Below are 21,595 nucleotides of genomic sequence, written 5' to 3'. Positions count from 1 at the left end.
ACGAAAACAAGGAGACACGCAGTGAGAAAGAAAGCATTGCATCACCGCAAACGGTTGAAGATCGTGCTCGCATCGAGCGTCGTGCTGTTGCTTGGCGCGTGCGGCGGTACCTACTCGGACCCGAGCAGCGCGATGGACGTCGTCAACACTGCCGGCGGCGAAGTCCGGGCCGTCGACCGCCTCGGCATGCGCAGCTATTTCGCCATCCCGTTCGCCGCGCCGCCGGTCGGCAATTTGCGCTGGACCGCACCAGTCCCGCCGCAAAAATGGACCACCACCCTGGCGAACACCAAATCGGCCGCGCCCTGCCTGCAGACCAGCGCCAGCCCCTTCCGCCTGAGCGGCGACAGCGAAGACTGCCTCTACCTGGACGTGCACGCCCCAACCGGGCTCGGCCCGTTCCCGGTCATGGTCAACCTGCACGGCGGCGCCTTCAATACCGGCGGCGCCTCGGTGTATGCGGACCCGTCGCCGCTCGTCACCAAAGGCGTGATCGTCGTGAACGTCGGATACCGGCTCGGCGCGATGGGTTTCCTCGCGCATCCAACGCTGGCCGTGGATGGCGCCGCGGGCAATTACGGCATCATGGACCAGCAGGCGGCCTTGAAGTGGGTGCAGGAAAATATTGTCCAGTTCGCCGGTGACAAGAACAACGTCACGGTCTTCGGCGAATCGGCCGGCGGCTTCAGCGTGATGACCCATCTTGCCTCGCCTGGTTCGAAGGGCCTGTTCAGCAAGGCCATGATCCAGAGCGGGAACTACGGCAACGACCGCCAGCTCAGCGCGGCGCAGATGGGGGCAGTCAGCCAGGGCATCGTCGACACGGCGATCAATGCGGCCAGGGCCGCGGGCGTGACCGGCATTAACTGCACGCCGGGAGCTGTCACGGCCGAGTGCCTGCGCAGCCTGCCGGATTCGGTGATCCGCACCTATCTCGCCACTGCCATCAGCACGGCCTTGCCGATCATGGTGCCCTCGGTCGACGGAAAGGTGTTGCCGAAGTCGGTGAAAGCGACTTTCGCCGCCGGCGAGAACATCAAGGTACCGACCGTCAACGGCACCAATGAAAACGAGTACGCGCTGTATATCGCCATCAACGAAGCCGGCCGCCGGGCAGCCGCGACGCCGCCGAATTTCGATCCGGCGAATACCAGCTTCTCGCTCCCGGCCGCGGGCTATGCACCGACCATCGCCGGCCTGACCGCGGGAAGCGGTATCAACGCCAACGACATCATCGCGAACTTCTATCCGCTGGCCGATTACGGCAGCAATCCGGCAACCCAGCCGAGCCTGGCGGCGGCCAGCCTGGCGACCGACCTGGGCTTCTCCTGCCCGGCCTTGCGCACCTCCCAGCGTATCGCCGCACAGGGCTCGCCCGTCTATATGTATGAATTCCGCGACCAGACCGCCTTGCCCAGCGTCGGTGTCGCCAACGGCAAGTACTACCTGAGCTTCCCGCAGGGTGCCGCGCACTCCTACGATTTGCAGTATTTGTACAACCTGGGTGACCTCGGCAATGACGAACGGCGTCAGCTGCAGACGGCGATGACGCGTTACTGGAGCAATTTCGCGAAGACGGGGAATCCGAACAGCGGCGGCGCAGTGCCGGCGGAGTGGCCGGTGTTTACGGGGCCGGACAAGGTCCTGGGCCTGGATGTGGCGTCGGGCGGCGGGATCAAAGCCTTGAGCAGTTTCGATGCGGATCACAAGTGCACAACGGCGTGGGGACGGATCGTGACGTTCTGATGGCTTTGTGAACGCGTAACGGCCCGCTTCGGCAGACCGTGTAGGGTGGGCACTCCGTGCCCGCCCTACTAATCAGGCGTCCTTGTACTCGTGGTACTTGCGGGCGTCGCCGCGCACTTTGTCGGCCGGGTACTTCGCGCGGTTGAGGACCATCTTTTCCTCGACCGCCGCCATCAGGTCGACGTCGAGCTTGTCGGCCAGGCGCACCAGGTACACCAGCACGTCCGCCATCTCGTGGCGCACCTCGAGCAGCTTGCCGGCGCCGAGTTCATCGGCACGCCCATGCTGCAGCCACTGGAAATGTTCAAGGAGCTCGGCCGCTTCGACCGACAGCGCCGACGCCAGGTTCTTCGGCGTGTGGAACTGGTCCCAGTCGCGCTCGTCGACGAAGACGCGCACGAGTTCGCGCAGCCGGGCCAGGTCACCCTGGCCTGCCGGGGTGTTCACAGGTCCTCGCCGCGATCGCGGTAGCCGTCGAGCACGACGGCGAGCTTGGGCGCGATTTCGTCGAAGCTGCTGACGGTAATGCCGAGGTCGCGCAACAGGCCGTCGTGCACGCCGTAGACCCAGCTGTGGATGGTCAGCGGCTGGCCACGCTCCCAGGCGTCGCGCACGATCGTCGTTTGCGCCACGTTGATCACCTGCTCGGCCACATTGAGTTCGACGAGGCGGTTGGCCGCCGAGACGCCGGCCACGTTGCCGAGGTATTTGCCATGTTTCTCGCGCACGTCGCGCACGTGGCCAAGCCAGTTGTCGGCCAGCCCGACGCGGGTACCGGTCAGCGCCGCGTTCACGCCCCCGCAGCCGTAATGGCCACAGATGATGACGTGCTTGACCTTCAGGACGTCGACCGCGAACTGCAGCACGGAGAGGCAGTTCAGGTCGGAGTGGACGACGACGTTGGCGATGTTCCGGTGCACAAACAGTTCGCCCGGCGCCATGCCCAGCAGTTCGTTGGCCGGCACGCGGCTGTCCGAACAGCCGATCCACAGGTATTCGGGTGCCTGCTGCGAAGCCAAATCTTTGAAGAAGCCCGGGTCTTGTTCGACCATCGATGCCGCCCATTCACGGTTGCGCGCGAAGAGGTCGGCAGCGGTCAGGCCAGTCGGTGTTTTTGCCATTCAATTCTCCTGCTGGGGAAAGGCGCAGGCTGCGTCCTTCCGTGAGTTTGTGTGAGCTTCGCGTATTGTAAACGCAACATAAAAAAAGATCCGGTCTATCAAGCCGCCGGGCGCGCTCGCGGCCGCAGCAGGGGCCCCGTCGCTTCGTCCAGCCATCAGACAAGGTATGATAACGATACCAAATTTGCCCGTGTACCCATGACCAAGACTGCCAGGAGCCGCGCCAGCGGCCGTGCCACCCTCGCCGATGTTGCCGCCCGTGCCGGCGTGGCCACGATGACCGCGTCGCGCGCGATCAGTCATCCGGACCAGGTCTCCGCCGCCCTGCGCGCCCGCGTGCAGCAGGCCGTTTCCGAGCTGGCCTACGTGCCCAACCGCGCCGCGCGCGCGCTGGCCACGGCCGAGTCCAACGTCATCGTGGTGCTGGTGCCTTCGCTGTCGAACGCCGTCTTCACCGCCGTGCTGGCCGGCATCCAGGACGCGCTCGAGGCCGATGGCTACCAGATCCTGATCGGCAACACGCGCTACTCGGACGCCGAAGAGGAAAAGCTGCTCAGTATTTATTTGCAGTCGCACCCCGCCGGCATCCTGCTGTCGGGCCTCACCCACAGCGATAAAGTGACGCAATTGCTGGCCACCTCGAACCTGCCCGTGGTGTCGATGATGGACCTGTCGACCGATCCGGAGCGCTTCTCGGTGGGCTTTTCGCAGTTGCAGGCGGGCTACACCATGACGCGCTACCTGATCGACAAGGGCCGCAGGCGCATCGGCTTCATGGGCGCCCAGCTCGACGAGCGTACGCTCAAGCGCGCCGAGGGCTACCGCAAGGCGATGCAGGAAGCGGGCCTCCACGATCCGCGTTTGGAAACCATGGTGTCCGATCCGTCCACCATCGCCCTCGGCGCCGAACTGCTGGGCCGCATGCTGGCCGTCGTCCCCGATTGCGACGCGATTTTCTGCTGTAACGACGACCTCGCCCACGGCGCCATCTACCAGTGCCAGCGGCGCGGCATCGCCGTCCCGGAACGCCTGGCCATCTGCGGCTTCAACGATTTACCGGCCTCGGCCTGGATGAATCCTTCGGTCACCACCATCGGCACCCCGCGCTACCGGGTGGGCTTCGAAGCAGCCAGCTTGTTGCGCGCTATCATCAGGGGCGAACATCCTGCCCAGACCCGCATCGACCTCGGCTTTACCCTGATGGCGCGCGAAAGCGCTTGATTCCACACAGTTTTCCCTCGGCGGCCCGCGATTCCATCTGCTGCATTGCAGCATAAATAATTGTTTACAAATTTTCTCGTCGGGGTAGACTTGCCCGAAAATGTTAGCGCTAACAAAAGCGTCAACCAACCACGAGACAGTCTCAATGAACAACAGCAAGCTTCCCCTGCGCTGGGTGGTGATGGGCGTATCCGGCTGCGGCAAGAGCGAAGTCGGCCAGCGCCTCGCCGCCTCGCTCGGCGTGCCCTTCCTCGAAGGCGACGCCTACCACCCCGCCGCCAACGTCGACAAGATGGCGGCCGGCATCCCCCTCACCGATGCGGACCGCGCCGGTTGGCTCGCCACCCTGAAGGATGAAATCGCCGCCGCCCATGCCCGCAACGAGGGGCTGGTGCTGGCCTGCTCCGCCCTCAAGCGGCGCTACCGCGACCTGCTGCGCGAAGCCGATCCGGACTTGCATTTCGTCCACCTGGACGGCGCGCGCGGCCTCATTGCCCAGCGCATGCTGGCGCGCACGGCCCATTTCATGCCCACTTCCCTGCTCGACAGCCAGCTGGCCGACCTCGAGCCCCTGGGACCGGACGAACAGGGGCTGCGGCTCGACATCGTCAAGGATCCCGCCGACCTGGCACAGGAAATTTTGCACACCCAGGGCCGTTAGAGCCCATCAACCCATTACATCAAGGAGACGACATGAGCTTTACATCCAACAAGGGCATCGCCCGGCGCCGCTGGGGCATCGGCGCCCTGCTCGGCATCGGCGTGCTGATCAATTACATCGACCGCATCGGCCTGTCGGTCGCCGCTCCGCAGATCCAGGAGCAGTTCGCCCTGAGCCCGGTCGAAATGGGCCTGCTGTTCAGCGCCTTTGCATGGTCGTATTCCCTGCTGCAGATTCCGGTCGGGATGGTGATGGACCGCTTCGGCCCCACCCGCGTGGGCCGCTGGGGCGCCTTCCTGTGGGGCCTGGCGTCGGTGATCACCGCGTTTTCGAGCGGCTTTGCCGGCATCTTCGCCGCCCGCGTACTGCTCGGCATCGCCGAGGCGCCGGCCTTCCCGGTCAGTGCCAAGGCCACCGGCTACTGGTTCCCGCGCAATGAGCGCGGCCTGGCCACCGCCATCTTCGATGCCGCCGCCAAGTTTTCCAATGTGATCGGGGTGCCGCTGGTCGCCGTCACGGTGGTCGCTTTTGGCTGGCGCTGGGGTTTTGCGCTGACCGCCGCGCTCAGCTTCAGCTATTTCTTCGGCTTCTATTTCTTCTACCGCGACCCGAGCGCCGACACCAAGCTGTCGAAGGCCGAATACAACTACATCAAGGATAACGGCGGCGCGCCCGAAGGCCCGTCGGATGCCGGCGCCGTCAGCATGCTCGGCTACCTGCTGACCAAATCGAAGGTGTGGGGCCTGACCATCGGCTTTGCCGCCTACGGTTACACCTTCTACCTGTTCCTGACCTGGCTGCCCGGCTACCTGGTCCAGACCATGCACATGAGCATCATCAAATCGGCCGGCTTCGCGGCCATTCCCTGGGCCTTTGCCACCCTGACCGACCTGTTTGTCGGCGGCTGGCTGATCGACCACCTGATCAAAAAGGGGCACGACGAATCGAAGGTACGTAAAGCCGTGCTGGTGGTCGGGATGATGTTCGGCCTGGCCGTGTTCGGCGCAACCCAGACCACCGATCCGGCCTGGGCGATTTTCTGGATCTCGATCGCACTGGGCGGGCTCGCGTCGGCGGCGCCGGTGGGCTGGTCGCTGCCATCGCTGATCGCGCCAAAAGGCGGCGCCGGCACCATCGGCGGCATCATGAACTTCGCCAACAACCTGATGGGGGCAGCCGCGCCCATCGTCACCGGCTACATCGTGGGGGCGACCAATTCCTTCACGAATGCGTTCTTCGTCGCCGGCGTGATCCTGGTGATCGGCATTGTCTGCTTCGTCTTCGTGCTGGGCAAGATCGAGCCGATTCCTGAACCACAAGAGCGTGCCAACGCCCTGCCCGCGACCTGAGCACCTGACCACCAACGAGACAATATAATGAAAAAAATAAGCTTTTCCCCCGCCCTTGCCGCCGCCATCCTGGCGCTGGGCAGTACCGCTGCGTGCGCACAAACGGCAGTCGGCTTTTACGGTGTGATGGACCTGGGCGTGTCGGTCGACAAGGGCGGCGTGGCCGGCACCTCGACCCGCGTCACCAGCGGCATGGCGACCCAGAGCCGCTGGGGCTTTCGCGGCAGCGAGGAACTGGGCAATGGAACGAGCGCCTTCTTTGTCATCGAAGGCGGCATCCACGGCGATAACGGCAGCTCGACCCAGAACAACACCCTGTTCGGCCGTGCCGCCCTGGTCGGCCTGCGTGGCCATTACGGCGCACTGTCGGTCGGCCTGCAGGACACGCCGCTGTTCACCACGCTCAACGTCGTGGTCGACCCGCTGCGCAACGGCATCATCCGCTCCAACAACCTGATGGCGCCGACGGGCTTCCGGGCCAGCAATTCGATCCTGTACCGCTCGCCCGAGATCGATGGCTTCAGTGGCGACCTGATGTATGTGCCGGGCGAAGTGGCCGGCGACAGCGCGGCCTCGCGCGCCTGGGGCGGCTCCTTCGGCTACAGCAAGGGACCGTTCAGCGCGCGCCTGGCCCACCACCGCCGCAACAACGATACGCTGACGCTGAAAGGGCTGGAGGACGCGCGCAACACCTTGCTGGGAGCGAACTACAACTTCGGCCCGCTGCGTGCTTATGCCGGCTACGAGATCAACAAGGGGCTGAATAGTTCGCCGCTGAACAATACCCAGGCGCTGTTCGGCGGCACTCCGCCGGTGGCATCGACCGACAGCCGCGACCTGCTGCTGGCGGCCTCCGCCCCCTGGGGCGCCAGCACGGTCGTGGCCAGCTATGTGCGCAAGGATGACCGCACCCGCTTCAACCAGGATGCGCGCCAGTTCGGCGTGGCCTATATGTATGCGTTCTCGAAGCGCAGCGACGTGTACACCTCGTTTGCGCGTATCAGCAATCATAACGGCGCGGCCTATACCGAGGGTAATAGCGAAGAAGCCGGCACCGGCGACCGCCAGTTCACGGTGGGCCTGCGGCACCGGTTCTGAACCGGAGTCACGGTGCTGGAGAGCAAAGAATCGTATGGGGTCATTGTGGCCAATGACCGCAATGACGGGTTCGCCGGACTCGTCATTGATGCCCCCGGCATCAATGACTCCACGCGGTGATACGTGCCGGCAAGGTCATCGTGCACGATATCGGAGCCGGTGCGTATCACCGCGTGGGCGGAGCCCACCCTACGTAAGGCATGAAAAAACCGCCGGGGGCTGATGCCACCGGCGGTTTTTTTATTTACAGCGCTTACTCGAAGAAGTCTTTCACTTTGTCCATCCAGCCCTTGCTTTGCGGGCTGTGCTTGGCGCCGCCTTCATTGGTGAGACGGTCGAACTCGCGCAGCAGGTCTTTCTGCTTGTCGGTGAGCTTGACCGGGGTCTCGACCACCATGTGGCAGAACAGATCGCCCGCGTAGCCTGAACGCACACCCTTGATGCCCTTGCCCTTCAAACGGAAGGTCTTGCCGGTCTGCGTGCCTTCCGGCACCGTGAACGACACCTTGCCGGTCAGGGTCGGCACTTCGATTTCGCCGCCGATGGCTGCCTTGGTGAACGAGATCGGCATTTCGCAATGCAGATCGTCGCCTTCGCGCTGGAACACCGCGTGCGGCTTGATGTGGATCTCGACGTACAAATCTCCCGACGGGCCGCCATTCGTGCCCGGTTCGCCGTTGCCGGTCGAGCGGATGCGCATGCCGTTGTCGATACCGGCCGGAATCTTGACTTCCAGCGTCTTGTTGCGCTTGATGCGGCCCGCGCCGCTGCACGATGGGCAAGGTTCCGGAATCATCTTGCCGCTGCCGTGGCACTTCGGGCAGGTTTGCTGGATGCTGAAGAAGCCCTGCTGCATGCGCACCTGGCCATGGCCGGCGCAGGTGGTGCAGGTGACCGGCTGGGTGCCCGGCTTGGCGCCGCTGCCGTGGCAGGTGTCGCACTTGTCCCAGCTCGGCACGCGGATGGTCGTGTCGAAGCCGTTGGCCGCCTGCTCGAGCGTGATCTCGAGGTTGTAGCGCAGGTCGGCGCCGCGGTACACCTGCGGTCCACCGCCGCCGCGTCCGCCGCGGCCGCCACCGAAGATGTCGCCGAAGATATCGCCAAAGGCATCGCCGAAACCGCCGGCGCCGCCACCAAACCCACCGCCGCCACCCATGTTTGGATCGACGCCGGCGTGACCGTAACGGTCATAGGCCTCGCGCTTCTCCGGATTGGTCAGCATCTCGTAGGCCTCTTTGACCTCCTTGAACTTCTCTTCCGCTTCCTTGTTGTCCGGGTTGCGGTCAGGGTGGTACTTCATCGCCAGTTTGCGATAAGACTTCTTGATCTCTTCTTCCGAAGCACCCTTCGCGACCCCAAGGATCTCGTAAAAATCACGCTTTGCCATTTGGCACCTTGCTGTTGTCTACTAAACGAAACTGTCTGAGCAAAAAAACCGAGCCCCCAACCATAGGTCGGCGGCTCGGCCGTTTTACGCGATAAAAATTACTTCGCGTCTTTTACTTCTTTAAAATCGGCATCGACGACGTCGTCAGCCTGGGCCGACGATTCGGCGCCGCCCTGCTGGGCGCCGCCTTCCGCACCGGCACCACCAGCCTGCTGCGCCTGCATGTCGGCGTACATCTTTTCGCCCAGCTTTTGCGCAGCGGTCGTCAGTGCGGCCGTCTTGTTGTCGATGTCGGCCTTGTCGCCGGACTTGATCGAGCCCTCGAGGTCGGTGATGGCTGCCTCGATCTTTTCCTTCTCGCCCGCTTCCAGCTTGTCGCCGTATTCGGTCAGCGACTTGCGGGTCGAGTGGACCAGCGCGTCGGCCTGGTTGCGCGACTCGGCCAGTTCCTTGACCTTCTTGTCTTCTTCGGCGTTCAGCTCGGCGTCCTTCACCATCTTCTGGATCTCGTCCTCGGTCAGGCCCGAGTTCGCTTTAATGGTGATCTTGTTTTCCTTGCCGGTGGCCTTGTCTTTCGCGCCGACGTGCAGGATGCCGTTGGCGTCGATGTCGAAGGTCACTTCGATCTGCGGGGTGCCGCGCGATGCCGGCGGGATGCCCTCGAGATTGAATTCGCCCAGGCCCTTGTTGCCGGCCGCGATTTCACGCTCGCCCTGGTAGACCTTGATGGTCACTGCCGGCTGGTTGTCGTCGGCGGTCGAGAACACCTGCGAGAACTTGGTCGGGATCGTCGTGTTCTTGTGGATCATCTTGGTCATCACGCCGCCCAGGGTTTCGATACCCAGCGACAAAGGCGTCACGTCCAGCAGCAGCAAGTCCTTGCGCTCGCCCGACAGGACCGAACCCTGGATGGCAGCGCCGACGGCGACGGCTTCGTCCGGGTTCACGTCCTTGCGTGGATCCTTGCCGAAGAATTCCTTCACTTTTTCCTGCACCTTCGGCATGCGGGTCATGCCGCCGACCAGGATGATGTCGTCGATGTCGGTGACCTTGACGCCGGCATCCTTGATGGCGGTGCGGCATGGCTCGATCGTCTTGGCGATCAGTTCCTCGACCAGCGATTCCAGCTTGGCGCGGGTCATCTTCAGGTTCAGGTGGACCGGCGCGCCGTTCGCCATGGCGATGTACGGCTCGTTGATTTCGGTCTGCTGCGACGACGACAGTTCGATCTTCGCGCGCTCGGCCGAGGCCTTGATGCGCTGCAGGGCGATCGCGTCTTTCGACAGGTCGAGGCCGTTGATCTTCTTGAATTCGTCGATGATGTAATCGATGATGCGCTGGTCGAAGTCTTCGCCGCCGAGGAAGGTGTCGCCGTTGGTCGACAGCACTTCGAACTGCTTCTCGCCGTCGACGTCCGCGATCTCGATGATCGACACGTCGAAGGTGCCGCCGCCGAGGTCATACACGGCAATCTTGCGGTCGCCCTTTTCGGTCTTGTCCAGGCCGAAAGCCAGCGCGGCCGCGGTCGGCTCGTTGATGATGCGCTTGACGTCCAGGCCCGCGATGCGGCCGGCGTCCTTGGTTGCCTGGCGCTGCGAGTCGTTGAAGTAGGCCGGCACCGTGATGACGGCTTCGGTGACTTCTTCGCCGAGGTAGTCTTCGGCGGTCTTCTTCATCTTGCGCAGGATTTCAGCCGACACCTGCTGTGCCGCCAGCTTCTTGTCGCGCACGCCGATCCATGCATCGCCGTTGTCGGCTTTGACGATCTGGTACGGCATCAGGCCGATGTCCTTTTGCACTTCTTTTTCATCGTACTTGCGGCCAATCAGGCGCTTGACGGCGAACAGGGTGTTCTTTGGGTTCGTGACAGCCTGGCGTTTCGCAGGTGCACCGACGAGGATCTCGCCATCTTCCTGGTAAGCGATGATCGACGGCGTGGTGCGCGCGCCTTCGGCGTTCTCGATGACCTTTGGCTGGCCGTTTTCCATGATCGCGACGCACGAGTTCGTGGTGCCCAGGTCGATACCGATGATTCTGCCCATGATTTTTTTCCTTTAGATTACTGAAGTTTCGGATATTTGGAATATTGGGAAAAACGGAGTGCTTTCAAGGGCCGTTGCCGATCAGCACACTGATTTTTCTTATTTTGGTGCTGCTGCAGTCACGATGGCCGGACGCAACAGGCGGTCGGCAATCATGTAGCCCTTTTGCAAAACGGTCACGACCGTATTCGCTTCCTGCTCGGCCGGCACGACAGCCACGGCCTGGTGCTTGTTCGGGTCAAGCTTGTCGCCCGGCGCCGGCATCACTTCGACCAGGCGGTTCTTCTCGAAGGCGCTGGTGAGCTGCTTGAGCGTCATCTCGACGCCTTCCTTGATCGAGTCGACCGTCGGCGCTTCCACCTTCAGTGCCATTTCGAGGCTGTCGCGTACCGGCACCATGGCCTCGGCGAAACTTTCGATGGCGAATTTGTGGGCTTTGCTGACGTCTTCCTGGGCGCGGCGGCGGATGTTCTCGGCGTCGGCCTTGGCACGCATGAACGCGTCGTGCATTTCAGCCAGCTTGGCTTCGGTCGCGCTCAGCTGTTCCTCGAGGCCGGGTTCGCCGTTTGCCGGGGCGGCAGGAGCGGTGTCGCTCTCTGGCTGGGGAATCACCTCTGGATTTTCTTGATCTTGCATCGAAAACACTCCTGAAATCAAATACTTGGCTGAATAATGAGACGGACATACCTCGTCGTACAGCGCCGCATATGGGGCGATCTCCTACATTTTCAAGGGGTATTGCACAGGTGTTGACAGAAAGACCGACAACATTTGTTACAACAGTTACCGATGAGCTGGTTCTTTCCGGCGGCCAGAGCTCTACCATTCTTCTACGCATTACAGCGTCGCCAGAACAAGAACCAAGGCCAAGGGAGCCAGCATGAAATTGAAGATGATCAGCAGCGCCGTCGTGGTCTACACCGCGCTTGCGGTAGCGTGCATTTGCTACGCCGGGGTGTAGGGCACGCCGTCAAAACATGCCATTTTAGCAGGTGGGCAGGTAGAGGTCCGGTTGGGGGTGACCGGGCGGCCAGAATGGGAATCAGTTTTGCGTTGCGCGCCGGCCTGTTGAACGCGTGGGCATGCCCACCCTGCGTACCACAACGGTTCCATGAACTTGCAAGGAGCCGTGCTGCACCGTAGAGCGTGTGAAAAACCCTCCAGGGCAAGGCGCATCGTCGAAGACAGTACGCTAGTACGGCGAGACGAATGCAACGCAGCCATGGAGGTTTTTTTCACACGCTCGCAGGGTGGGCATGCCCACGCGGTGATAGGTGGACGGAGATGCTCGTACCGGCTCCGGCGATCGAAACGCCATCGCGTCGCCTCACCTCACGCCCCCAAGCGCAGCGCGTGCTCGCGCCCGGACTCGGCATCGCGCCGCTCGGCGTCGCGCTGGGATGGGCTCATCATGGTCGGCCAGCCAATCAAATGCTGCTCGGCGATCTCCGCCATGCCGACGATCCAGGTCGGCGACTCGTTCAGGCAAGGAATATAGTGAAATTCCTTCCCGCCCGCCGCCTCGAAATCCTGCTTCACTTCCATCGAAATCTCTTCCAGCGTCTCCAGGCAATCGCTGGTAAACCCCGGGCAGATCACGTCGACCCTTTGCAAGCCCTGGCGGGCCAGCTCGGCCACGGTCGGCGCCGTGTAGGGCTGCAGCCACTCGGCCTTGCCGAACCGCGACTGGAAGGTGACGACATACTCGTCCGGCGACAGGCGCAGCCGGCTTGCGAGCAAACGCGCCGTCTTCTGGCATTCGCAATAATAGGGGTCGCCCAGCATCAGCGTACGCTTCGGCACGCCATGAAAACTCATCACCAGCTTCTGGCCGCGGCCGTTGGCGTCCCAGTGCGCCTGCACGGTATCGTGCAGTGCATCGATATAGCCGTCGTGGTCGTGGTAATGCTTCACCAGGCGCAGCTCGGGTACGTTGCGGATGTCCTTGTAATGGGCAAACACGGCGTCCCAGATCGAGCCGGTGGTCGTGCCCGAATACTGCGGGTAGGCAGGCAGGACGGCGATGCGGTCGCAATTCTCCGCTTTCAATTCATCCAGCACCTCGGCCAGCGAAGGCGAGCCATAGCGCATCGCCATGCGCACCTGCACCCCTTCGTGGCCGCGCTCCTCGAGCGCTTCGGCTAGCAAATTCGCCTGCTTTTGCGTGTGCACTTTCAACGGCGAACCCTCGCGGGTCCAGATCATCTGGTATTTTTTAGCCGAGGCGCCGGAGCGAAACGGCAGGATGATCACGTTCAGGATGAACCACCACACCAGGCGCGGAATCTCGACCACGCGCGGATCGGACAGGAATTGCTTCAGGTAGCGCTTGACCGCCGGCCGGGTCGGCGCATCGGGCGTGCCCAGGTTGACGAGGACAATCGCGCTGCGGGCAAGGTTGCCGTGGGTATGGGCTGGTTCTTTTCTGAAAGGCATGAGCAAACAGGAGGCGGCAAGGGCCTTCATTATATGGGTGCCCGTTGCGGCCTCAAGCGGATATTTATGAACGGTACGCTAAGCCAGCCGTTCGGCAATGTCGGCGCGCGGGCGGCCTCGCGCGGCCGCCACGGCACGCCGCTCGAAAGCTCGTTTTACGTCGTGACCTTCAGGCGCACGTCGATGTTGTTGCGCGTCGCGTTCGAGTACGGGCAAACGATGTGGGCCTTGTCGACCAGCTCCTGCAACTGCTGCTGCGCCATGCCCGGGCCGTGGATCGTCAGGTCCACTTCGATGCCGAAGCCGGTCGGGATCTGGCCGATGCCGACCTCGCCCGTCACGGTCAGCTCTTGCGGCAGCGTCACCTTTGCCTGGCCCGCAACGAATTTCAAGGCGCCCAGGAAGCAGGCCGAATAGCCGGCAGCAAACAGTTGCTCGGGATTGGTGCCGGTGGCGCCATTGCCTCCCAGCTCTTTCGGCGTCGTCAGTTTGACGTCCAGCACGCCGTTGTCGCTGCGCGAAGTACCTTCGCGGCCGCCCTGCGAGGTGGCCTTGGCGCGGTACAGGACTTTGTCGATGCTCATGCGATCCTCCGTGGTTGGGTTGGAGGGGGATTGTGGCAGATGGATGCCGGTCGAAGCGCCCGGTAGAGGAGTGATCGAGGCCCTCCACCTGAAAATCCCCGCTGACCGGCCCCAGCAATACAGCGCAACGCTTGTCCATGTGATAAATTTCCTCAACTCAATTTAACAGCATACGGTCCGCGCACCCATGAAAAGAACCGCCATCGCCAGCCTGTCCTTCCTGTTGACAGCCTGCGCCACCACCCAGCCTCCGCTGACACCCTACACCGTCGGCAGTGGCGCCGAGCGCAGCAGCGAGCAGCAGGCGCTCGACTTCGAAAAAGCCGACATCAAGTTGCGCATCGAACCGGCCAGCCGCAGCATCCGCGGCGACGTGCTGCTGAGCTTCGGGACCCGCGCGCCGCTGCGGAGCATCGAGCTGGACCTGGACCGCAACCTGCACATCGACGCCATCGAGGTCGACGGCCAAAGCCTGGCCGCTGGCGACTGGCGCAATCCGGAAGGCAAGCTGACCATCGCCCTGCCGCGCCCGCTCGAGCCAGGCAAGCAGGTCGGCGTGCGGGTGCGCTACCACGGCAAGCCGCACGTGGCCAGGCACGCGCCCTGGGACGGCGGCTTCGTCTGGTCGCAGACGCCCGACGGCCAGCCCTGGGTCGCCAGCGCCGTGCAGGGCGAAGGCTGCGACCTGTTCTGGCCCTGCATCGACCACCCGACCGGCAAGGCCAGGGTGGTCGACGAGCACATCAGCGTGCCGGCCCCGCTGGTCGTCGCGGGCAATGGCGTTGCCATGGGGATGGATGAGGCCGACGGCTGGCGCACCTATCACTGGCGCACCAACAATCCGAGTACCTACGGCATCTCGGTCAATGTCGGCCCCTACAAGGAACTGGCGGGCGCCTACCGCAGCCGCTATGGCAACGCGATCCCGCTGCGCCTGTGGTATTTGCCGCAGAGCGAAAAGGGCGCGCAGGAACTGTTTGCCGAATTCCCGCAGATGCTGGACTTTTTCGAGACCGCGATCGGTCCCTACCCCTTCGGCGACGAAAAGATGGGCGTGGTCGAGACCCCGCACAAGGGCATGGAGCACCAGACCATCAACGCGTATGGCAACAAGTACGCCAAGACGGCCTACGGCTACGACGAATTGCTGCAGCACGAATTCGCCCACGAATGGTTCGGCAACCAGCTCACCAATGCCAGCTGGGACGACATGTGGCTGCACGAGGGCTTCGGCACCTACATGCAGCCCCTGTACGTGCAATACCTGCACGGAAACCAGGAATACTTTGCGTCGCTGATGCAGCTGCGTTCACGCATCGAGAACAAGGCGCCGGTGGTGTCGGGCAAGCCGAAACTGGAAGAAGACGTGTACGACACGAAACGCGGCGGCCCCGGCCAGGACATCTACAACAAGGGCGCGCTGATCCTGCACACCCTGCGCGGCCTGATCGGCGACGAAGCCTTCTTCCGCTCGGTGCGCGAGATCGTCTACGGCACCGACACGCCACGCCCGGGTGCCTTTACGCCGCGCTACGGCAGCACACCGGAATTCATCGCCATCGTCAAGCGCGCCAGCGGCCGCGATCTCGACTGGTTCTTCCAGGCGTATCTATATCAGACGGCGCTGCCGGAGCTGCAAGCGACAAAGAGCGGCAATACCCTGCAGCTGTCCTGGAAAACGGAAAAGAACACGCCCTTCCCGATGCCGGTCGAGGTGCGGATCGGCAGCCGCATCGTGACCGTCCCGATGCAGGACGGGCGCGGCAGCGTCGAGCTACCGGCCAATGCGGCCCCGGGCGCGGACTATACGCTCGATCCGCATTCGAAGATCCTGCGCCGCGAGCTGCGGATCGAGCGCTTCCAACAGTACCGGGAGGAGCAGAAGAAGGCGCGGACGCCGGTCGGCGCCTGAGTGGCGCTAAAGGCTGGGGTCAGGTCTGACATTCCCCCTGTGTCACGCTAGTTGTCGCCTCACATTTAGGAGACAACATGAGCAAACTGTATTCCGACGCCTTCATCGAACAAGCCTTGGTGAAGGTGTATTCTCGCGGCAAGCGCACCATACAGGACGTTGCCGACGACCTGCACGTCAATGTGTACACGGTCAAGAACTGGATTCGCAGAAAGAATTTATATATGTTGAAAGCGTCCTCTGACAGGGAAAAGCGGCCGCAGGACTGGAGCCGAAGCGAGCAGCTGGTGGCGCTGCACGAAACGCACGCCCTGGATGAGGAAGCGCTGCAGGCCTGGTGCCGCGAGCGTGGGCTGTTCGTGCACCATCTTGAAGCCTGGCGTACCGGGTTCTGCCTGGATGCAAAGCCGACCGCCCCCGTCGATACACGCGAGATGCGCAGCCTGCAGCAAGAGATAGACAAATTGCGCCGGGATTTGGATCGTAAAGATAAAGCACTCGCGGAGGCCGCAGCGCTGCTCTTATTGCAAAAAAAGTTCAATGCGCTGTGGGAGGACGAGGTCAAATGACCTTGCCCGCAGCGCGGGCCGATATCGTCGCGATGGTCGCCCAAGCCGTTTCCTCGGGAGCGCGCCATACCAAAGCATGTGAAATCATCGGCTTGAGCTTGCGCACATTGCAGCGCTGGAAGCTAGTCGGTGCTGCGCCCGATGGGCGTACGACGCGCGTCCAACAACCAGTTCATGCGTTGACGGCGCGAGAGCGTGAAGAGATTCTCGCTATCGCCAACTCGGCCGAGTTTGGCCAGATGCCGCCTAGCCAGATCGTGCCGCGCCTGGCCGACCAGGGCACTTACCTGGCCTCCGAATCGACGTTCTATCGGGTGTTGCGAAGCGCTGGCCTGGTCAAGCATCGGCAGGCGGCGCGGCCGGTTCAAGAGCGCAGCAAACCGCGCGCCATCTGTGCCACGGCGCCTAACCAGCTCTACAGTTGGGACATTACCTATTTGCCGAGCGGGGTAAAGGGAATCTATTTTTACCTGTACATGTTCATCGATATCTACAGCCGAAAGGTCGTTGGCTGGCAGGTTTATCGGGACGAGCATAGCAACCTTGCGGCCGAGGTCATGCGCGACATCTGTGCACGTGAAAAAATCCAGCCCAACCAGGTGATTCTACATTCCGACAATGGCAGCCCGATGAAGGGCGCGACCATGCTGGCGACCTTGCAGGCACTGGGCGTGATGCCTTCGTTCAGCCGGCCGGCCGTCAGCAATGACAACCCATATTCGGAATCCTTGTTCAAGACCTTGAAGTACCGCCCCGACTATCCCGGTAAAGCATTTACGGACCTCGCACACGCACGCAACTGGGTGGCCAGATTCGTGCGCTGGTATAACAACGAGCACCGTCACAGCACCATCAACTTCGTGACGCCGACCCAACGTCACGCGGGCCTCCACCACGTGTTGCTGGCAGCCCGCACAGCCGTCTACAACGCCGCACGTGAGGCCAATCCGCTGCGTTGGACCGGGTCCATACGCAACTGGTCGCCGATCAGGGAAGTGCATCTCAACCCCGACCACGCGATCAGCGAAACCACAGCGCCGGCGACCAATATGCCGGCTTTTAGAAGAACAGCTTAACGGCTGCTCACGCGACAACTAGCTTGACAACCACCGGATGTCAGACCTGACCCCGATCTGCAGCTAGCGATGAGCTCGTGTCTGAATGTCAGACCTGACCCCGATCTGGACACCGGATGTGCCCCCCGGTTCTCGTTCACATCAAGACGCCAGCAACTCCCGCGCATGCTTGCGCGTCGTCTCCGTAATCTCGATCCCGCCCAGCATGCGCGCCACTTCTTCCACGCGTGCCCGGTTGTTGAGCACTTCGATGCGCGAGACGGTACGCCCTTCCCCAGTCGTACCCTTGGCCACCTGGAAGTGCTGGTTCGCCTGGCTCGCCACCTGCGGCAAGTGGGTCACGCACAGCACTTGCCGTTCCTGGCCGAGGCGCTTCAATAAACGCCCGACGACTTCGGCGACGCCGCCGCCGATGCCGCTGTCGACCTCGTCGAAGATCAGGGTCGGCGTGGTCGTGGCGTTCGAAGTGATGACGGAGATCGCGAGCGAGATACGTGCCAGTTCGCCGCCCGAGGCGACCTTGGCCAGCGGACGCGGCACGACGCCGGCATGGCCGGCGACCAGGAATTCGACGACCTCGAGGCCGTGCGCGCCCGGCTCGCCGGCGTTGAGGCCGACTTCGAAACGGCCGCCGCCCATGCTTAATTCCTGCATCGCGTTCGTCACCTGGTCGCTCAGCGCGCGGGCAGCGGCAATCCGACGCGCCGACAAACGCTCGGCCACCTTGCGATAGGCGCTTTCCGCCTTCGCTTCCTGGCGTTTTAAACCCTCCATGTCGCTGGCGTCGGCCAGCCGGCGCAGCTTGGCGGCCAGCGCGGCGTGCTCTTCGTGCAGCTCTTCCGGCGTGACGCGGTATTTGCGGGCGGCGCTGTGCAGCGCGTCCATGCGGGCGTCGACTTCGCGCAGGCGGTCCGGGTCGAGTTCCACTTTGTCGATGTAATTGTTCAGCGCATACACCGCTTCCTGCAGCTGGATGCGCGCCGGTTCCATGCAGTCGAGCACCAGTTGCAGTTCGGCGTCGACGTCGACCAGTTTACCCAGCTTGGTATTCAGCGAACTCAGCTGCGACAGGATCGGGTGGTCGGATTCGGAAATCGCGGCCAGCGCTTCCTGCGCGCCTTCGATCAGGCTGGCGGCGTGCGACAGGCGGCTGTGCTCGTTCGTGATGTCGAGCCACTCGCCCGCTTTCGGCGCCAGCTTATCCAGTTCGCTGACCTGCCACTCGAGGCGCTCGCGCTCAATTAAAACGTTCTTCGCATTCGTCTCGTACTCCTCGCGCTGGCGCGACAGCGCACGCCAGGCGCGCCAGGCAATCGCCACTTCCTGCGCCTCGGCAGCAGCAGCGGGATCGCGCACGGCAATTTGATTATCGAGCAGCGCGCGCTGGGCCTCGGCTTTCAAAAGAGACTGGTGCGCATGCTGGCCGTGGATGTCGACCAGCATTTCTCCCAGCTCGCGCAGCTGGCTGGCAGTGGCCGCGATGCCGTTGATATAGGCTTTCGAGCGGCCGGCGTTGTCGATCACGCGGCGCAGCAGGGCACCACCCTCCTCGGCCGCGAACTCGTTCTGCTCGAGCCAGCCGGTAGCGGCGTCGGTCAATGCAAAATCGGCGCTGATGTCGGCCTTGGCCGCACCTTCGCGCACCATGCTCGCGTCGCCGCGCCCGCCCAGGGCCAGCTGCAGCGCATCGATCAGGATCGACTTGCCGGCACCGGTCTCGCCCGTGAAAACCGAGAAGCCGCGGGCGAATTCGAGTTCGATGGCGTCGACGATGACGAAGTCTCGGATGGTCAGAGTACGCAGCATGAAAAAAGGGGTCTCCCGGGTTTTTAAATTTTTAGAGCGTTTAACAAAAGCTTCAGGGCAAGGCGTGTCGTCGAAGACAGTATGTTAATACGGCAAGACGATGCAACGCAGCCATGGAGTTTTTGTTAGACGCTCTATTTGAGCTTGCCGTCGTTCGACGGGTATTCGTGCCAGTGCAGCTTTTCGCGCAGCGTGTGGTAGTAGCTCCAGCCTTCCGGGTGCAGGAAGGTGATGGTGTTCGGCGAACGCGAGATGAAAATTTCGTCGCCGTGCTGCAGGCTGGCGAAAGTCTGCATGTCGAAGTTCACGGAGATGTCGCGCCCGCTGACGATCTCGACCACGATGTCGCTGGTGTCGGGAATCGCGATCGGCCGGTTCGACAGCGCGTGCGGCGCGATCGGCACCAGCACGATGCCCTGCAAACTCGGGTGCAGCAGCGGGCCGCCGGCCGACAGCGCATACGCCGTGGACCCGGTCGGCGTCGAGACGATCAGGCCGTCCGAACGCTGGTTGTACATGAAATGGCCGTCGACCGTGACGCGCAATTCCGCCATGCCGGCGCCGCTGCCGCGCGCAACGACAACGTCGTTCACCGCGACGCCGCAATAAATCATGTCGCCGCCGCGCATCACGCGCCCCTCCAGCAGCGAGCGTTTTTCCGCCGTCGACTTGCCCTGCAAAATTTCGCCGAGCGCCGGCAGCATCCGGTCGACCGGGATGTCGGTAATGAAACCGAGCCGGCCCAGGTTGATGCCGATGAGGGAGACATCGTATTTGGCGAGCTGGCGCGCGATGCCGAGCATGGTGCCGTCGCCGCCCATGACGATAACCAGCGGCGCCTGCTCGCCGATCTCGGCGACCGTCATCGACTCGATGCCTGGCATGCCGAGGTGGGCGGCCGTGTCGGCTTCGAACACGACGCGGTGCCCGGCTTCCTGCAGGAAGGCGACGACGCTCGCCACCGGTTCTTCGATGCCGGCCGTGTTTTGCCGCACCACCAGCGCGATAGTCGATTGCGTTTCGGGTGTAGCGGGCATAGGGTCTCTCGGCGGTGGATGGGCGAACACGCTGAGATTAACCGATAATCCCAGCGCCTGCCACCCGGCGGTACATCAAATACTGTACAAAAGCACAGTATAGATGGGAGAGGCGCAGTCCCGCAAGATCAGGCGACCACGGCCAGTGCGGCAGCCCCCACCATTGCCAGTACCGCGCATAAAAGGTGCATGGTCATCAGGACGATCCAGCGCAGGCCGGTCAGCAGGCGCCCGCCGCCGTACACCTTGCGCATGGCCGTCGGCAGGTAGAACGCCAGCCACAGCATGAGCGTCGGTGCGAGTAATGGAATTCCGTTGGGCAAGATCAGCACCAGGCTCAGCATCAGGAAGGCGAACGCATTCGTGTGCAGCGCGAACAGCAAATGTTCGCCATAACGCCGGCCCGAGCCCAGGTACAGCAGCTTGAGCCAGGCGGCGAACACCGGCATCAGCAGGAAGATCGCATACGGCGCGTAGCTGAAGAAGGCATACTGCAAGGCGGCGCCCTGCGCCTCCCGCGAGAGCGTGTTGAAGTGCTCGGCCTTCTTGCCCAGCGAGGGATGGATGGCCGCCGCCTTGGCCTGGATCCACTTGTTGTCGCGTTCATCGAATTCGATCACGCTGTCGTGTTTGCGCCCCTTCCGGAGCTCCTGGCGCCCTTCTTCGAGCGATCCTGGCTGCGCTTTTGGAATCAGGACGGCGGTCTTTCCATCGGGGGCCTTTTCCTGGGCCGACACTTGCGCCTGTTCGGCAGGCGGTGCGTGCGACACGACATTGTTGAAATGGAGGCCGCCGAACTTGAAAATCGCAAAGAAAATAATGCTGAAGCTGAGGTACAGGCGCAAGGGCTCGACATAGCGCACGCGCTTGCCTTCGATGTAGTCGCGCGTCAAACGCCCCGGCCGGAACAGCAGCAGCCCCACCGACTTCCACAGTTTTCCTTCGAGCGCGACATAGTGGGCGATGAATTCGTGCAGGAATTCGCGCGCACTCGGCACATGCAGGTGCGCGGCCTGGCCGCATCCCTGGCAGAACTTGCCGGCAATCAGGGTGCCGCAGTTCGGGCACACGATGTCGGACTGGGGCAAAACGAGGTCGTTGTTCACGGCGATTCCCGGCAAGGATGACGAAACACCATGGTAACTAGTTAATTGCAAAAAAGCATCATCCAATTGCGCGACTGGCCTCGGAATGACACGTTAGGATTCAGGCAAGAGCCAGCACAGGAGAAACACCATGGTTATCGAAACCAAAGACCGCTTCGTCAACACCGATGCGAAGATCGAAAACGACGGCGTCAAGCGCCAGCCGCACGAACGCGACGAGTCGCCAGACGGCCAGGATGCCGCACCGCGCGGCGTCATGAAGCAGGCTGCCGAAGACCTGGCGCAAGGCCTGGTCGACACCGACCTGCGCAACACGCCCGGCATCAGCGAAGCCGTCGACCCGAAGGCCGGCGCCACCGGCCAGGCCAACCCGCAACCCGACCGCCATCGCTCGATGCGCGATCACGATTCGGTCGAGCCGGTTCCCGGCAAGAACCGCTGAAA

17 protein-coding genes and 1 pseudogene are annotated in these 21,595 nt (G+C 62.8%); 8 read left to right on the top strand and 10 right to left on the bottom strand.

Translation table 11 applies throughout. The annotated features are described in order from the left end of the window. Positions 1 to 21: 21 nt before the first annotated feature. The gene (locus AC1MEM_RS05675) at positions 22 to 1,746 is read left to right on the top strand and encodes a carboxylesterase/lipase family protein (RefSeq protein WP_499475889.1); all 1,725 of its coding nucleotides are present in this window, start codon (positions 22 to 24) and stop codon (positions 1,744 to 1,746) included. Positions 1,747 to 1,818: 72 nt separating this feature from the next. Here AC1MEM_RS05675 and AC1MEM_RS05670 read toward each other — a convergent pair whose 3' ends face one another. Continuing rightward, positions 1,819 to 2,193 (bottom strand): nucleotide pyrophosphohydrolase, encoded by a 375-nt coding sequence (locus AC1MEM_RS05670; protein WP_499475888.1) that lies wholly within the window; start codon positions 2,191 to 2,193, stop codon positions 1,819 to 1,821. Next, positions 2,190 to 2,867, bottom strand: a complete 678-nt coding sequence (gene can / locus AC1MEM_RS05665; protein WP_499475887.1) for a carbonate dehydratase — start codon at positions 2,865 to 2,867, stop codon at positions 2,190 to 2,192. Before can ends, AC1MEM_RS05670 begins: the two co-directional genes overlap by 4 nt. A gap of 198 nt (positions 2,868 to 3,065) precedes the next feature. Between can and gntR the strand changes: the two genes are divergently transcribed. From gntR to AC1MEM_RS05645, 4 genes are all read left to right on the top strand, one after another. Next, entirely contained in the window at positions 3,066 to 4,088 is a 1,023-nt protein-coding gene (gene gntR / locus AC1MEM_RS05660; RefSeq protein ID WP_499475886.1) for an HTH-type transcriptional regulator GntR, read from the top strand. A 145-nt stretch (positions 4,089 to 4,233) separates the two neighbouring features. Continuing rightward, on the top strand, positions 4,234 to 4,749 hold the full coding sequence (locus AC1MEM_RS05655) for a gluconokinase (RefSeq protein WP_499475885.1): 516 nt from the start codon (positions 4,234 to 4,236) through the stop codon (positions 4,747 to 4,749). Between the two features lie 32 nt (positions 4,750 to 4,781). Next, positions 4,782 to 6,098: an MFS transporter gene (locus tag AC1MEM_RS05650; RefSeq protein ID WP_499475884.1), complete on the top strand. Its 1,317-nt coding sequence runs from the start codon at positions 4,782 to 4,784 to the stop codon at positions 6,096 to 6,098. A gap of 27 nt (positions 6,099 to 6,125) precedes the next feature. Next, the gene (locus AC1MEM_RS05645; RefSeq protein WP_499475883.1) at positions 6,126 to 7,196 is read left to right on the top strand and encodes a porin; all 1,071 of its coding nucleotides are present in this window, start codon (positions 6,126 to 6,128) and stop codon (positions 7,194 to 7,196) included. 253 nt (positions 7,197 to 7,449) lie between these two features. On the opposite strand, the gene dnaJ is transcribed toward AC1MEM_RS05645, so the two are convergent. From dnaJ to AC1MEM_RS05620, 5 genes are all read right to left on the bottom strand, one after another. Next, positions 7,450 to 8,583, bottom strand: coding sequence for a molecular chaperone DnaJ (gene dnaJ / locus AC1MEM_RS05640; RefSeq protein WP_499475882.1), 1,134 nt, complete (start codon positions 8,581 to 8,583; stop codon positions 7,450 to 7,452). A gap of 98 nt (positions 8,584 to 8,681) precedes the next feature. Beyond that, complete coding sequence (dnaK, locus tag AC1MEM_RS05635) at positions 8,682 to 10,625, bottom strand: molecular chaperone DnaK (RefSeq protein ID WP_499475880.1); 1,944 nt, start codon at positions 10,623 to 10,625, stop codon at positions 8,682 to 8,684. Positions 10,626 to 10,724: 99 nt separating this feature from the next. Continuing rightward, positions 10,725 to 11,261, bottom strand: coding sequence for a nucleotide exchange factor GrpE (gene grpE, locus AC1MEM_RS05630; protein ID WP_499475879.1), 537 nt, complete (start codon positions 11,259 to 11,261; stop codon positions 10,725 to 10,727). A gap of 696 nt (positions 11,262 to 11,957) precedes the next feature. Beyond that, on the bottom strand, positions 11,958 to 13,061 hold the full coding sequence (hemH, locus tag AC1MEM_RS05625; RefSeq protein WP_499475878.1) for a ferrochelatase: 1,104 nt from the start codon (positions 13,059 to 13,061) through the stop codon (positions 11,958 to 11,960). Positions 13,062 to 13,216: 155 nt separating this feature from the next. After that, positions 13,217 to 13,645 carry an organic hydroperoxide resistance protein gene (locus AC1MEM_RS05620; RefSeq protein WP_499475877.1) on the bottom strand — a complete coding sequence of 143 codons (429 nt, stop codon included), beginning with the start codon at positions 13,643 to 13,645 and terminating at the stop codon, positions 13,217 to 13,219. 187 nt (positions 13,646 to 13,832) lie between these two features. On the opposite strand from AC1MEM_RS05620, the gene AC1MEM_RS05615 reads away from it, so the two are divergent. Together AC1MEM_RS05615 and AC1MEM_RS05610 are read left to right on the top strand one after the other, a co-directional pair. Beyond that, positions 13,833 to 15,557: a M1 family metallopeptidase gene (locus tag AC1MEM_RS05615; protein ID WP_499475876.1), complete on the top strand. Its 1,725-nt coding sequence runs from the start codon at positions 13,833 to 13,835 to the stop codon at positions 15,555 to 15,557. Between the two features lie 77 nt (positions 15,558 to 15,634). Continuing rightward, positions 15,635 to 17,202: pseudogene (locus AC1MEM_RS05610) on the top strand (IS3 family transposase). 141 nt (positions 17,203 to 17,343) lie between these two features. Here AC1MEM_RS05610 and recN read toward each other — a convergent pair. The 3 genes from recN to AC1MEM_RS05595 all read right to left on the bottom strand — a co-directional run bounded on the left by recN (position 17,344) and on the right by AC1MEM_RS05595 (position 21,151). Continuing rightward, entirely contained in the window at positions 17,344 to 19,008 is a 1,665-nt protein-coding gene (gene recN, locus AC1MEM_RS05605; protein WP_499475875.1) for a DNA repair protein RecN, read from the bottom strand. 134 nt (positions 19,009 to 19,142) lie between these two features. Next, positions 19,143 to 20,045 (bottom strand): NAD kinase, encoded by a 903-nt coding sequence (locus tag AC1MEM_RS05600; protein ID WP_499475874.1) that lies wholly within the window; start codon positions 20,043 to 20,045, stop codon positions 19,143 to 19,145. 128 nt (positions 20,046 to 20,173) lie between these two features. Continuing rightward, entirely contained in the window at positions 20,174 to 21,151 is a 978-nt protein-coding gene (locus tag AC1MEM_RS05595) for a DUF3667 domain-containing protein (protein WP_499475873.1), read from the bottom strand. Between the two features lie 130 nt (positions 21,152 to 21,281). On the opposite strand from AC1MEM_RS05595, the gene AC1MEM_RS05590 reads away from it, so the two are divergent. Further along, positions 21,282 to 21,593 (top strand): hypothetical protein, encoded by a 312-nt coding sequence (locus tag AC1MEM_RS05590; RefSeq protein WP_499475872.1) that lies wholly within the window; start codon positions 21,282 to 21,284, stop codon positions 21,591 to 21,593. Positions 21,594 to 21,595 lie beyond the last annotated feature (2 nt).

The organism is Telluria sp. AIW5 (assembly GCF_056680575.1).
This window is presented reverse-complemented; position numbering and strand designations above follow the sequence as displayed.